Annotated in this window: 10 protein-coding genes and 1 riboswitch; of the genes, 4 read left to right on the top strand and 6 right to left on the bottom strand. The window is 66.7% G+C overall.

Translation table 11 applies throughout. From position 1 onward, the window contains the following. Positions 1-57 precede the first annotated feature (57 nt). Together IE191_RS09180 and IE191_RS09175 are read left to right on the top strand one after the other, a co-directional pair. Positions 58-1,272 (top strand): argininosuccinate synthase, encoded by a 1,215-nt coding sequence (locus IE191_RS09180; protein WP_191324077.1) that lies wholly within the window; start codon positions 58-60, stop codon positions 1,270-1,272. Positions 1,273-2,132: 860 nt separating this feature from the next. Next, a complete protein-coding gene (locus IE191_RS09175) occupies positions 2,133-2,312 on the top strand; it encodes an SANT/Myb-like DNA-binding domain-containing protein (protein WP_191324076.1) in 180 nt (59 codons plus the stop codon). Positions 2,313-2,918: 606 nt separating this feature from the next. Here the strand turns inward: IE191_RS09175 and IE191_RS09170 are convergent. The 6 genes from IE191_RS09170 to IE191_RS09145 all read right to left on the bottom strand — a co-directional run bounded on the left by IE191_RS09170 (position 2,919) and on the right by IE191_RS09145 (position 11,628). Beyond that, a complete protein-coding gene (locus IE191_RS09170) occupies positions 2,919-3,605 on the bottom strand; it encodes an EcsC family protein (RefSeq protein ID WP_191324075.1) in 687 nt (228 codons plus the stop codon). Positions 3,606-3,938: 333 nt separating this feature from the next. Beyond that, a complete protein-coding gene (uvrA, locus tag IE191_RS09165) occupies positions 3,939-6,914 on the bottom strand; it encodes an excinuclease ABC subunit UvrA (protein ID WP_191324074.1) in 2,976 nt (991 codons plus the stop codon). 113 nt (positions 6,915-7,027) lie between these two features. Next, positions 7,028-7,765 carry an ABC transporter ATP-binding protein gene (locus IE191_RS09160; protein ID WP_191324073.1) on the bottom strand — a complete coding sequence of 246 codons (738 nt, stop codon included), beginning with the start codon at positions 7,763-7,765 and terminating at the stop codon, positions 7,028-7,030. 12 nt (positions 7,766-7,777) lie between these two features. Then, a complete protein-coding gene (locus tag IE191_RS09155; protein WP_191324072.1) occupies positions 7,778-8,761 on the bottom strand; it encodes a FecCD family ABC transporter permease in 984 nt (327 codons plus the stop codon). Further along, entirely contained in the window at positions 8,758-9,675 is a 918-nt protein-coding gene (locus IE191_RS09150; RefSeq protein WP_229815216.1) for a helical backbone metal receptor, read from the bottom strand. The genes IE191_RS09155 and IE191_RS09150 overlap by 4 nt, the downstream gene beginning before the upstream one ends. 36 nt (positions 9,676-9,711) lie before the next feature. Further along, a complete protein-coding gene (locus IE191_RS09145; RefSeq protein WP_191324071.1) occupies positions 9,712-11,628 on the bottom strand; it encodes a TonB-dependent receptor plug domain-containing protein in 1,917 nt (638 codons plus the stop codon). Positions 11,629-11,753: 125 nt separating this feature from the next. Beyond that, a riboswitch (cobalamin riboswitch) is annotated at positions 11,754-11,921 on the bottom strand. Between the two features lie 165 nt (positions 11,922-12,086). On the opposite strand from IE191_RS09145, the gene IE191_RS09140 reads away from it, so the two are divergent. Beyond that, a complete protein-coding gene (locus tag IE191_RS09140) occupies positions 12,087-13,376 on the top strand; it encodes a cell wall hydrolase (protein ID WP_229815215.1) in 1,290 nt (429 codons plus the stop codon). 204 nt (positions 13,377-13,580) lie between these two features. Further along, complete coding sequence (locus IE191_RS09135) at positions 13,581-13,946, top strand: hypothetical protein (RefSeq protein ID WP_191324070.1); 366 nt, start codon at positions 13,581-13,583, stop codon at positions 13,944-13,946. Positions 13,947-14,190 lie beyond the last annotated feature (244 nt).

The following is a 14,190-nucleotide window of genomic DNA, read 5'->3' as shown; positions in this document are numbered from 1 at the left end:
GTTAGGCGCGCCCCGTCGTTTGGTTCCCGCGTCTTTCAGTTGAGGAGTTGCCCGCCCATGTCCGAGATCAAGCGTGTCGTCCTGGCCTATTCGGGCGGGCTCGATACCTCCGTCATCCTCAAGTGGCTGCAGGTGGAATACGGCTGCGAAGTCGTGACCTTCACCGCCGACCTCGGCCAGGGCGAGGAACTGGAACCGGCCCGCGCCAAGGCCGAGCTGATGGGCGTGAAGCCCGAGCACATCTATATCGACGATCTGCGCGAGGAATTCGTGCGCGATTTCGTCTTCCCGATGATGCGCGCCAATGCCCGCTATGAAGGCGATTACCTGCTCGGCACCTCGATCGCGCGGCCGCTGATTTCCAAGCGCCTGATCGAGATCGCCCGCGAGACCGGCGCCGATGCCGTGGCCCACGGCGCCACCGGCAAGGGCAACGACCAGGTGCGGTTCGAGCTTTCGGCCTATGCGCTGGAACCGGGCATCAAGGTGATCGCCCCGTGGCGCGAATGGGATCTGACCAGCCGCACCGCGCTGATCGCCTGGGCCGAAGCGCACCAGATCCCGGTGCCCAAGGACAAGCGCGGCGAAAGCCCGTTCTCGACCGACGCCAACCTGCTGCACACCTCGTCGGAAGGCAAAGTGCTGGAAGACCCGTGGCAGGAAGTGCCCGACTATGTCTATTCGCGCACGGTCAACCCGGAAGACGCGCCGGACGTGCCGGAATACATCACCATCGATTTCGCCAAGGGCGACGGCGTGGCGCTCAATGGCGAGGCGATGAGCCCGGCCACGCTGCTGACCGCGCTCAACGAGCTGGGCCGCAAGCATGGCATCGGCCGCCTCGATCTGGTGGAAAACCGCTTCGTCGGCATGAAGAGCCGCGGCATGTATGAAACGCCGGGCGGCACGATCTATGCGGTGGCGCATCGCGGCATCGAATCGATCACGCTCGATCGCGGCGCGGCACACCTCAAGGACGAGCTGATGCCCAAGTATGCCGAGCTGATCTACAACGGCTTCTGGTTCTCGCCCGAGCGCGAAATGCTCCAGGCCGCGATCGACCACAGCCAGGCCAAGGTCAACGGCACCGTGCGCCTCAAGCTCTACAAGGGCCTCGCCTCGGTCGTGGGCCGCCAGTCGCCCGACAGCCTCTATTCCGAACGCCACGTGACGTTCGAAGACGACGCCGGCGCCTATGACCAGAAGGACGCGGCCGGCTTCATCAAGCTCAACGCCCTGCGCCTGCGCTTGCTGGCCCAGCAGGGGCGCTGATTTTCCATCAGTTTGCAGGCCTTGCTTGAGGCCTCGCACCACCCCCAACCCCCTCCTCTAAAGAGGAGGGGGCTTTTTTATATTTCTCCCCCTCCTCTTCAGAGGAGGGGGTCGGGGGGGTGGTGCGAAGCCTTGCCCAACACCCCCAGAAAACCACTCATCCCACCCGTCAAACCATCCGCAAAATTCCCTCTTGCGCGACTCGAAAGACAGGCGCAGCATTCCTTCATCGACAGGAAACAGTGCCGCCAATCAGCCGGTGCAAACCCCTGATTTGCAGTGCTCTTTTCTGGAAGAGCAAGCCTTTTGCCAAACGGAACACCGGCCTTCTTCGCTCGTGCCTTCACGGCATGGTGAGCTGGATGGCTGGCGCCCGCGAGGGGGCTTGCGGCAGTGGTTTTGTGCGCAGCAATCCCGCACTCGCTCGTGTCAGGACACGCGGCTTGGGATGGTGCGCAAGGAACCATCTGCCTGTCCTTTGCCCCGGTGGGGTCCGTCCCGTGCGTTCATGATCGGCGCGCGTGGGAGCGGTGCTTCGCGGCAAAGGCCACGCCCGTGATGCCGCCCGCAAGCGGCGTTGCAAGGCCGGTCGGGCCTCGCTCTTCCCCGAGCGAGCGATACGCACCGCGCACGGGAGCTTTGGCGCCGCCTGCCCAGCCAGACGCCGCCAACGGCCCAGGGGCTTCGTGCCCCGGAAGGCCCCCGCCCGCGAGACGTGGCCCGCGCCGATCCCAACGCCGGTCAAACGGCCACGCGCGCATGGGGGGCCGGCAGCGATGCCGGCCCCCGTTTTTGCGGCCTGCTACGGCTTGGCACGGCGTTTCCTTGGACAGCCCGCGCCCGATCGCCTACCCCCAGCCATGGCCGAAAAATTCGAACGTCACCGCCAGCCCTGGACGCCCGCCGAACTCCAGAAGCTCCACACCCTCGCCAAGAAAGGCATGGGCCTCAAAGCCATCGCCAAGGCCCTCACCCGCACCGAGGAATCCGTGAAAGACCGCGCCAAGGCCGACGGCCTCCCCATCGCCAAACTCCGCTGACCACCAAGATCCTCCCCGGTTCGGGGAGGGGGACCGCCCGCGCAGCGGGTGGTGGAGGGGTGGTGAGGTGAAAGGCAAGGCTGATTGGCACGCCGCCCCAGAACGCTCCGTTCCCGGAACGCGCGCGCAGCGCAGATATTCAATTGATTTCACACGAAGCCACGAAGGCACGAAGATGATCAGCCTCTTCGTGCCTTCGTGGCTTCGTGTGAGCAAATAGGGGATGGGGAGCGACGCCCCCTGCATGCCACGTCATTCGCGCACTTCTGAGGTGCCAATGAAATAAGTATACTGTCCCCGGAATTCCACGAGATAAGTATACTGTCCCCGGAATTCCGCAGCGGTAACGAGATAAGTATACTGTCCCCGGAATTCCGCTCTGTCCCCGGAATTCGGCATGCCGGCCGAGAACGCCCTGCCCCGGAACACGCGCGCAACGCAGGTACTGCATTGATTTCACACGAAGCCACGAAGGCACGAAGATGATCAGCCTCTTCGCGCCTTCGTGTGAGAAAATTGGATTCGGCGAGCCACGCCCCCCTGCGTGCCATGTCATTGGCGCGCTTATGCGGCGGCAATGAGATAAGTATGCTGCCTTCAGAATTCCTAGAGCGCCTCAGCGTTATTAGCTTGAAGTTGCCAGCGATCAAAATAATCCGACTTGTAGTCTGACATCATTTTTTTGGTCATTGATTTAGCGAATATGTAATTCACCCCTCCACCAACAAAACCTCCCACAAATGGGATCAGCTTTCCAGCTTGCGCCTTTGTTAATTTTACACCCAAAATCTTCGCGATTTCCATAACCAAACGGATAACGGGTGTAGATGCTGGACCACGCTTGGCAAAATTTTCTGTGGCCGCCTTTGTAACAATAGCACGAATTCCCGCCTGAGCAGTTGCATCAATGCCTAGAGCAGCCATAAATATTGCCTGCGCCCGCTCGTTATGCAGTTCGTTCTCGGGATCGAACCCATTGAGCAACGCAAGCTTTTGATTGAGCCGATAAAGCTGCGCCGCCATGTTTGCGATGTCAGCGCCAGCCAAGACCAGCGTAGTGGTAACACCGCCAACGCCACTGGTAAAACCACTTGCAGCACAAAGCTTCGCCGTCATCGCAGCATATTTTTCAGAAAGCCGTTCAATGTGTATATAGTTGTGCGCTTGACGTGCAAAATCCGCAGCCTCTGAAACATTTATTCCCATGCTTTGGGCATCTTTAACGATGCTGGCCGGATCAACATTGAGGACAATATCCTTAATTTTTTCGATTATACTCAGCTCATTCGACATTGCCCCTACACTCCCGATTAAAATACAACTATCGAGAATATAACATAATTTCGTGCATCCGTCTAGCATAGAGAAAGCAGGGGTCATTTAAGAGACAGCAGCCCCATATCATCGCCCGCGCCTCAGATAAGGCGCGTCGTACACCATACGCCATCAAGCTTACCACCTCACGTTTATGAGCACGGAGGCTCAACGGTCGTAAACCCATTCGCGCCACCGCTAGCCTACCCCATACGTAGAGCCGCTAAGCGAGCGACGTTCTGGACAGCGCCACCCCTCCACCACCCGCTTCGCGGGCGGTCCCCCTCCCCGTGCCGGGGAGGAGTTTCGACCTTACCGCTTCAGCAGCGGCGCCAGATATTGCCCTGTGAAGCTGGCCTTGTTCTTGGCCACTTGTTCCGGGGTGCCTTCGGCGACCACTTCCCCGCCGCGCACGCCGCCTTCGGGGCCCATGTCGATGATCCAGTCGGCGGTCTTGATCACGTCGAGGTTGTGTTCAATCACCACCACGCTGTTGCCCTGTTCCACCAGGCGGTGGAGCACTTCCAGGAGCTTGCGCACGTCTTCAAAGTGCAGGCCGGTGGTGGGTTCATCCAGGATGTAGAGCGTCTTGCCGGTGGAGCGGCGGGCCAGTTCCTTGGCCAGTTTCACGCGCTGGGCTTCGCCGCCCGATAGCGTGGTGGCCTGCTGGCCGACTTTGACATAGCCCAGCCCCACTTCGTTCAGCATCGCCATGCGCTCGCGGATCGGGGGCACGGCCTTGAAGAACTCCACCGCGTCCTCGATCGTCATGTCGAGCACGTCGGCAATCGAGTGGCCCTTGAACTTCACTTCGAGCGTTTCGCGGTTGTAGCGCTTGCCGCCGCATTCCTCGCACGTCACGTAGACGTCGGGCAGGAAGTGCATCTCGATCTTGATCAGGCCATCGCCCTGGCAGGCTTCGCAGCGGCCGCCCTTGACGTTGAAGCTGAACCGCCCGGCCTTGTAGCCACGCGCCTGCGCTTCCGGCAGGCCCGCGAACCAGTCACGGATCAGGGTGAACGAACCGGTGTAGGTGGCCGGGTTGGAGCGCGGGGTGCGGCCGATCGGCGACTGGTCGATCTCGATCACCTTGTCGCAATGCTCCAGGCCCTTGATCGCATCATGGGCGCCCGCCACCACGCGCGCGCCGTTGAGCACGCGCGACGCACCGGCCTGGAGCGTGTCGATGGTCAGGCTCGACTTGCCCGAGCCGGACACGCCGGTGACGCAGCAGAACGTGCCGAGCGGGATCTTGGCGGTCACGTTCTTGAGATTGTTGGCCCGCGCGCCTTCGACCACCAGGCTCTTGCCGTTGCCCTTGCGGCGCTTCTTGGGCACTTCGATGCGGCGCGCGCCGGTGAGGTATTGGCCGGTGAGGCTGTTCTCGTTGCCGAGAATGTCTTCCAGCGTGCCCTGGGCGACGATGTCCCCGCCATGCACGCCCGCGCCCGGCCCGAGATCGACGATCCAGTCCGCCGCGCGGATCGCGTCTTCGTCGTGCTCCACCACGATCACGGTGTTGCCGAGGTCGCGCAGGCGCTTCAGGGTTTCGAGCAGACGGTCATTGTCGCGCTGGTGCAACCCGATCGAGGGTTCGTCGAGCACGTAGAGCACGCCCGACAGGCCCGAGCCGATCTGGCTGGCCAGGCGAATGCGCTGCGACTCCCCGCCCGAGAGCGTGCCCGAAGTGCGGTCGAGGTTGAGGTAATCCAGCCCGACGTTGTTGAGGAAGCCCAGCCGCTCGTTGATTTCCTTGAGGATGGCCTTGGCGATCTGGCTCTGCTGGCTGGTCAGCTTGCCATCGAGCGTGGCGAACCATTCCAGCGCATCGCTGACCGACAGGCGCGTGGTGGCGGAAATGTCGTTGCCGGCCACTTTCACGCTCAGCGCCTCGGGCTTCAACCGCGCGCCGTTGCAGGTTTCGCAGGGCTGCGCGGTCTGGAACTTGCCCAGTTCCTCGCGCATCCAGGCGCTTTCGGTTTGCAGCATGCGGCGATTGAGGTTGCCGATCACGCCCTCGAAGGCCTTGGAGACGGTGTAGCTCTTCTTGCCGTCGATGAAGGTCAAGGGCACAGCCTTGCCCGCCGTGCCGTGAAGGATCACGATCTTCACTTCACCCGGCAGCTTGTCCCACGGGGTATCGAGGCTGAAGCCGAAATGGTCGGCGAGGCTCGCCAGAACCTGCATGTAATAGGGGCTGGGCGGGTTCGACTTGGCCCAAGGCACGATGGCCCCCTGCTTGAGGCTGAGGTGCTCGTTGGGCACGACCAGTTGCGGATCGAACAGCAGCTTTTCGCCCAGCCCGTCACAGGCCGGGCAGGCGCCCTGCGGCGCGTTGAACGAAAACAGGCGCGGTTCGAGCGCGTCGAGCGTGAAGCCGGAGACCGGGCAAGCGAACTTCTCGGAAAAGACGATGCGGTTGTCGGGCAGGCCGGCGCCCTTGAGCTGCCCCCCCTTTGCGCTTTTGGCGGCGCTGCCCTTCTTGGGCTTTTCCGGCGCCGCTTCGCCGTTCAATTCGGCCACGGTCGTGTCCGCCAGGTCGATATAGACCAGGCCATCGGCGAGCTTGAGCGCCTGCTCGAAACTGTCGGCCAGCCGCGTCTGGATGCCGTCCTTCACGGCGATGCGGTCGACCACGACTTCGATGTCGTGCTTGTACTTCTTGTCGAGCGCCGGGGCATCCTCGATGGAATAGAGCTCGCCATCGATCCGCACCCGGGTGTAGCCCGCCTTCTGCCACTCGGCCAGTTCCTTGCGGTATTCGCCCTTGCGGCCGCGCACCACGGGGGCGAGCAGATAGGCGCGCGTCCCCTCGGGCAGGGCCATCACGCGATCGACCATCTGGCTGACGGTCTGCGCGCTGATCGGCAGGCCGGTGGCCGGCGAATAGGGAATTCCCACCCGCGCCCAGAGCAGGCGCATGTAGTCATAGATTTCCGTCACCGTCGCCACGGTGGAGCGCGGGTTGCGGCTGGTGGTCTTCTGTTCGATGGAAATGGCGGGCGAGAGGCCGTCGATGTGCTCCACATCGGGCTTCTGCATCATTTCCAGGAACTGGCGCGCATAGGCCGAAAGCGATTCGACATAGCGCCGCTGCCCTTCGGCATAGATCGTGTCGAACGCCAGGCTGGACTTGCCCGAGCCGGACAGGCCGGTGATCACCACCAGGCTGTCGCGCGGCAGATCGACGTCGATGCCCTTGAGGTTGTGTTCGCGCGCACCACGCACGGAAAGGGTGGTCAGCGCAGAGCGAGCGGCACTGGGCGCACGAGAAGGAGCGGTCGACATGACGGGCGGTGTTCCAGATTTGTTCGATTCACGCAAGCCTGTGGCAGCGCAGCAAGTGCGCTGCAAGATGGCTTGGTGGGCAGGGAAGACAGATCCGGAATGTGGGAAGCCGATCAGCCGATCGCAAGCGCGCGGGTGCGGCCATCGCCCACCCAGCGCGCATTGACACCCCAGACGCCCGACAGCACCTCTTCCGCCAAGGCCACATGCGGCGGGCCATTGGCGGCCACGGTGCCGCGATCGAGCACGATCACGTGATCGGCATGGTTCATCGCCAGCGCCAGATCGTGAACCACCACCACCACGCCCACGCCCTGCCCCGCCAGGCGGCGGAAATGGGCGAGCAGCGCCTGCTGGTGCGCCAGGTCGAGCGCGGCCAGCGGTTCATCGGCCAGGATCCAGCGCGGCTGCCCGGCCAGGACGCGGGCCAGCAGCGCGCGGGCGCGTTCGCCGCCCGAGAGCGTGCCCACTTCGCGGGCAGCCAGGGCATTGAGATCGAGCGCGTCGAGCGCGGCCATGGTGGCGGCGGCATCGACCCGCGCCGGGGTGCGGTGCGGCAGGCGGCCAAGCCGCACCAGCGTTTCCACCGTCACGTTCCACGCCACTTCGCCCGCCTGGGGCAGATAGCCGATGGCAATCGCCCGCTCGCGCGCGGTCAGTTCGGCCAGGCGATGCTGGCCCAGGCACACCCGCCCGCCATCGGGCTCCACCAGCCCGGCGAGCGCGGAGAGCAGCGTGGACTTGCCCGCGCCGTTGGGGCCGCAGATCACGGTCAGGCGCCCGGGCGCGAGCCCGGCGCGCACTTCGCGCAGGCGGCCCACCACGGTGACGGCATCGGCAACCAGATCCATGCGCGGCCCCTTTCAGGCCAGGCCGCGCCGCAGGCGCAGCAGGAGGTGGAGGAAGAACGGCGCGCCCAGCAGGCTGAGCGCAATACCCAGCCGCAGTTCGCCACCGGCCAGCGGCAGGCAACGGCACAGCGCATCGGCCAGCAGCAGCAACAGCGCGCCGGCCAGCGCACTGGGCAGCAGCAGGCTGGAGGGGCGACGATCCGTGAACGGGCGCACGATATGCGGCACCATCAGCCCGACAAAACCGATCACCCCCGCCGCCGCCACGCCAGCCCCCACCACCAAGCCGACGCCGACAACCATCATCCAGCGCAAGGTCGCCGGATCGAGCCCCATCGAGCGCGCCGCCAGTTCGCCCAGCGTGAGCGCATCGAGCGCCGGCCCGGCGCGCCACAGCACGGCCAGGCCCAGCGCGGTGAGCGGCGCGGCGAGCGCCACGTCGTGCCAACTGCGATCGGTCAGCGCGCCCATCAGCCAGGTGACGATCTCGGTCAGGGCAAAGGGATTGGGCGCCAGGCTGATCGCCAGGCTGGTGAGCGCGCCGGCCAGGCTCGACAGCATCATCCCCGCCAGGGTGAACAGCGCCACCCCGCCGGCCAGGCCGGTGCGCGGGCCAGAGGCGATCAGCGCGAGCAGGACCATGCCCCCCGCCGCCCCGGCCAGCGCCATCGCCGGCAGCACGAAAGGCTGCACCGCATAGCCGGCAAACAGCGAGAGCACCGCGCCCAGCGCGGCCAAGGGCGCCACGCCAAACAGGCCGGGATCGGCCAGCGGATTGCGCAGATAGCCCTGCATCGCCGCGCCCGCCGCCCCCAGGCCCGCGCCGACGACCACCGCCAGCACCGCGCGCGGCAGGCGCAGTTGCGCCAGGATCACCGTGGCATTGGCCCCGGCCGGATCGAACGGGTTGATCCACACCTGCCCCGCCAGCAGGCACAGCGGAAACAGCACGAGCAGCAAGGCGCCGAGCACGAGCGGAAGAGTGGCGCGGTTCATTGCGGCTGGTCCAACGCAGGGCTTTCGAGTTGGCGGCGCACCGCCACCAGCCGCGCCAGGAAGCGCGGGATGGTGGGGCCGCCGCAATAGATCAGGTTGGGCGAAATCGCCGCACGCCGGGTCTGCGTGAGCGCAGCCAGCGCGGGATGGAACAGCAGCCGGTCGCCCTCCGGCCCGACCTTGTCCGCCACGGCCAGGATCAGGCGCGGCGGATCGGCCAGCATGCGTTCGAGCGGCAGGCGCTCGGACTGCCCCAACCCGCGCTGGGCACTGAAATTGGCAAAGCCGGCGCGGGTCATCAGATCGGCCACCAGCGTCTGGCGGCCGGGCACCAGCCCGCCCGGCTCCCACAGCACGGCCGGAATGGGCGGCTGCCCGTGCGGCGGCGCGGCATCGGCCACGGCGCGGTCGATCCGGGCCAGCAGCGCCGCGCCGCGCGCAGGCTGGCCAGCCCAGGCAGCCACATCGCGCACCTGGTCCCGCGCTGCATCGAGCGAGGCGGCAATGCCCACGGTTTCCACGCGCAGGCCCAGCCCGCGCAGTGCCCGCACCGTGGCCGGATCGGCATAAGTGCTAGTCACCACCAGATCGGGATGCAGCGCCAGCACGCTCTCCACCGCGCCATCGGTCGTCGCGAAGCGGCGCGCCAGGTCCACGTCCATCGAGGTCTGCGCCGGATCGCGGCTATAGAACGACAGCGCGGCGATCTGTGCCGGATCGGCGACCTCGGCCAGGATCGCATCGCTGCACGGATTGAGCGAGACGATCCGGGGCAGACGATCGGCGCGCCTGCCGGCCTGCTCCCCCGGTGAGACCTGGGCACAGCCCGCCAGCCCGACGATCGCGGCCGCCGCCAGCAGCAGCCGGCAGCGACGCGCGAGACGCCAGGGAAACGGGCGGGGCACCACGATCACGTCACGGTCATTCCTCTTGCCGGCGCCACGGCGCCATCAGTAACGCAGGCGAACCCCGCCGAACACGGAACGACCCAGCGCGCCATAGCCCGCTGCCGTCACCAGCGGCCGGTCGAACACGTTTTCCACGCGGCCGAACAGCTCGACCCCATGGCCCGAAGCCTGAAGCACCGGCAGGCTGGCGCGCAGCGTGGTGACGCTACCGCCTTCCAGCTTGAGCGTATTGGCCGCGTTGTCAAAGGTTTCCGACTGGAAGCGCACGTCGGCCGCCAGCGCCAGGCCGGCCCAGGGCGTGGTCCAGTCGAGCGAGGTGGTCAGGGCATGGCGCGGGCGGCGGGCCAGATCGTTGCCGAACGTGGCGGCGCCGGGCGTGCGGTCGGTCGCTTCGGTATAGGCATAGGCGATCGTGCCTTTCACGCGCGGGCTGAGCGCGGCACCCACGTCCAGCTCCACGCCCTGCGCGCGCGCCTTGCCGACATTGTCATAGACGCCATAGGCATGGCCTTCGCACAGCGCGCTTTCGACCATGAAGCACGAGACATAGGCAATCAGGTTGCGCGTATCGCGGCGGAACAGCGTGGCCCCCGCGTGGAACGTGCCATCGGCGCTGGTATAGACCAGGCCCAGATCGTAGCTGCGGCTGCGCTCGGGATCGAGATTGCGGTTGCCATAGTCGGGCGAAAGCAACTGATAGAGCGTGGGCGCGCGGAAGCCTTCGCCATAGCTGGCGTTGAGGCGCAGCCCGCGCACCACTTCCACCGTGCCATTGGCCCCCAGGCTGACATTGCCGCCGAACTGGCTCTGTTCGTCATAGCGCACGCCGGCGGCAAGGCTGGCCTTGGCGGTATACCAGCCGAGCATGGCGTGGCCGCTGGTGAGATGCGCGGTCTGGCGCGCGTCGAACGTGCTGTCGAACCGCGTCCATTCCCGGTCCGCCCCGAAATCGAGCGCCAGGTTCGCCGGCAGGGCATAGCGGCCGATCAGTTCCGCGCGCTCGCTGCGGCCGTTGTAGCCATATTCGAACGTGTCGTCGGCGCCGCCGGTGTAATAGCGGCGGCGGGTGTCGGACAGCGCATAGCCCGCGTCGAGCGTCAGCGCGCTGCCGGCATAGTGCAGCCCGGCGCGGCCGAAGAACTGCCGGGTGATGGTGTATTCCGGGGTATCGGTGAAATTGAAATCCGCGTCATAGCCATCGATCTGGGTCTTGCCATCGGCATAGCGCGCGGTGGCGACCAGCGAGAGCGTGTCGGTGAGATTGAGGCGCCCCTTGCCGCCCACGTGCCACTGGTCATAGCCGTCACGCTCCGTGCCGCTGGCCGCTGCCGAGACGCCATCGGTGGTGGCATAGCCACCGTTGAGCGAGAACGCATAAGCCTCGCGCTTCACGCCCGCGACGGCATCGGCATCATAGCTGCGGCGCGAACCGGCTTCGGCCGAGGCTTCGACGCCATCGATCTCGCGCGTGGTGACGGCAATAACGCCACCGATCGCCGAGCTGCCCCAGACCACCGAGTTGGAGCCGCGCAGCACCTCGATGCGTTCGATCCCGCTGCTGGTCAGCGTGCCGAAATCGAACCCGCCCGACGGCGCCGAGGGATCTTCCACGCGCACGCCATCGACCAGCACCAGGGTATGCTGTCCTTCCCCGCCGCGCAGGCGCACGGCGGTCTGCGCGCCCAGGCCGCCGGTGCGCGACCAGGTCAGGCCCGGCACGCGGTCGAGCACGCGGGTGAGATCCACGCCCTGCACCGCCTCGATCGTCTGGAGGGGCAGCACGGTGATGGCCTGGCCGGTCTGGTCCAGCGCCCGGTCGCTGCCGGTGGCGAGCACCGTGATCGGGGCGCCATCGGCGGCACCATCGGCAACTGGGCCGGCTTCATCGGCATAAGCGGGCAGCGCCACGGCAATCGGCATGACAAGGGCAGCGGCCAGCGCGACAAGCGAGGTCTTCATGGTTTTGTGTTCCTCCCGGCCCTTGGACAGTCTTGCCGTCCATGGCGCGAGGGTCCGCCGGGCCTTGGCGGAAAGCTCGTCACGCTTGCGCCCGGTACACCCCGCCCGGCCGCGGAACGACCACACACCGGCAGGTTTCCTGGCTCATCCGGAGTCATCGCGACACGCCGGCCTTCCCAGCCCGTGGCGGACCAGTGGCGCACAAGGGCGCGGCGCTCGTCCGGAAACAGTTGCGGGGGCAGCGCCGGTTGGTTCCGGCTTCCCTCTTAGCCCGCGCGAAACGGGCACCGGTGGCGTCAGGCAGGGCCGATAGCGCCCCCTGTACCAAGGGGCAAGCCCGCAGCGGCGATTAACCAAACCGCAGCAGCCTGTGCCTTATCGGGACGAGGACAATTCCCGCCGTGCAGGATTGCCCTGCTGCGACTAAGGCACCATTGCCCGACCAGGCCCCTCACCCGATGCCAGACCCGATTCCCTTTCCCGGCGCCACGCCCACCCTGCCGCCCGAGGCGCTGCTGCCGCCGCCGGACGCGGCCGAGCGCGTGGCCATGGCGGAACGCCGGCAGACCGACGCGGCGCTGCTCCAGGCCTTGACGCTACCATCGGTGCGCCCGCGCGATTTCACCGCGCGCATCCGCCGCCGCGACATGACCTCGTGGCGCCACCAGCATCGCGCGCCTTCGCGCTTGGCCGAACGGAGCGCCGGGATTGCCGCGATCGGGGCGATTGGCGTGGTGCTGGGCGCGATCGGCTGGGGATCGCCCGGGATCGATGCCGCCGCCGCGCACGATCGCGACGGCGCGCTGCAACCGTTCGAACGCGCCGGCGAAAGCTTTCCCGGCTCGGCGTTCTATTATGTTTCCGCGCAGGACAGCGGCCTGGTCGCGCCCGGCGATGCCGCGCGGGCCTGGGACCGCCAGGTCGCCGCAATCCGCAGCGATGCCGACGACGCATCCGGCCTTGCCGCATGGGGACGCAATCCGGCGGCGCGCCCGCTGTTTGCCACAGGCAGCGGGGAAGACCGCTGGCGCGCGCTGCAATGCCTGACCACCGCGATCTACTACGAGGCAGCATCCGAACCGGACGCCGGCCAGCGCGCGGTGGCCCAGGTCGTGCTCAACCGCGTGGCCCATCCCGCCTTTCCCAAGACCGTCTGCGGCGTGGTGTTCCAGGGGTCGGAACGGCCCGGCTGCCAGTTCAGCTTTGCCTGCGACGGCGCCATGGCCCGCCGCCCGGTGCAGCAGTTCTGGGACCGCGCGCGCCGCGTTGCCGCCGATGCCCTGGCCGGCAATGTCTTTGCCCCGGTGGGCCTGGCCACGCACTATCACACCAGCGCGGTCCATCCGCTGTGGGCCGACAAGCTGGCCTTCATCGGCACGATCGGGGCACACCGGTTCTATCGCTGGGCCGGCAGCGCCGGCCAGCCGACCGCGTTCACCGGCGATTATCGCGGCGGGGAGCCGCTGGCCGCGCCGCACCCGCGCACCTGGGTTCCCGCTGCGGCTGACCTGGCCGATCCGCTGACACTGGAAAAGGCATTCGAGGATGGCCGGATGAGCGCGCTGGACCGCGCCGCCAGCCCGGCGCCTGCAACAAGCCAGGCCGAGTCGCCGCTGCGCGCGGGCCTGCCCGCGCCTGTTGCGCCCACGGCAGCGCCCTTGCCCGGCGCGCCCAACGCGCAACTGCGCCCGGAAGCGCGCGAAGCCTATGAAAACGCAGGCAAGTGGATCGCCCAGCCGCACGGCTGATATCGCGCAATCGCGCTCGCTGCCGAAAAATCGACCCAAGCGTCAGCATCAACGCGCCGTTTACCGTCTCGTCTCACGCCCTGTTAGCGCGGTGCCCCTTACAAGGACGGCACGGCGGCACCGGATTTAACCCCGGCGTCGCCACCAGAATCGGAAAAAAGCCGATCATTCGGTGTCGCGACCAACAACGGAGACCACCCGCGCATGCTGCGTTTCGCCCCTCGCTACGGCATGATCTCGCCCTGTCTCCGCCGCCCCGCCGGGCGGCCGGCGCAAGCCGCCAACGACAACCCCGCTTGGTCGCTGCAAGCTGCCCCGGATTATCCTTCGCCGGTGCGCGCCATGGCCGGGCGCCTGGCAAACCGGCTGGAAGAAGATGCCCTGCTGGCGCAGGCGCTGCGCCTGTTTGCCAGCCACGGCCATGCTGCCGCCGGCCACGCCGCCCGCGCCGCCACCCGCGCGGCGATCGCCGGAGACAGCGAAGAGGCCGACTGGTGGGCGCAAGTGTGCCACACGCTGGACCGGCGCAAGGCGCAGGCACTGCGCCGGGAACTGGCCGGGCTGGCGTGAATTGCAGTGTCGTGGTGCGCGTGTCACGCCGCGCCTGAAAATGGCCGCGTCCTCGCCGTTCTTCCCACCCGGCGCGAGACCGCCGGGCGCATGCGTATGAACGGTGGATTTACCGCTTAACGATATTGCGAACTGATATCAAAGAAACCCGCGAATGCGGGGTTTTTTGCGGTTGCAATCCCTCCCCGGCAGGCCTACGTGCCCCTCCACTTGCCGGCAACCCTTCCCGTCTCGCGGGCGCGGG

The organism is Novosphingobium pokkalii (assembly GCF_014652855.1).
Taxonomy (GTDB): Bacteria; Pseudomonadota; Alphaproteobacteria; order Sphingomonadales; family Sphingomonadaceae; genus Novosphingobium; species Novosphingobium pokkalii.
Note: the sequence above shows the minus strand (reverse complement) of the source record. Positions and strands in the feature narration are given on the sequence as shown.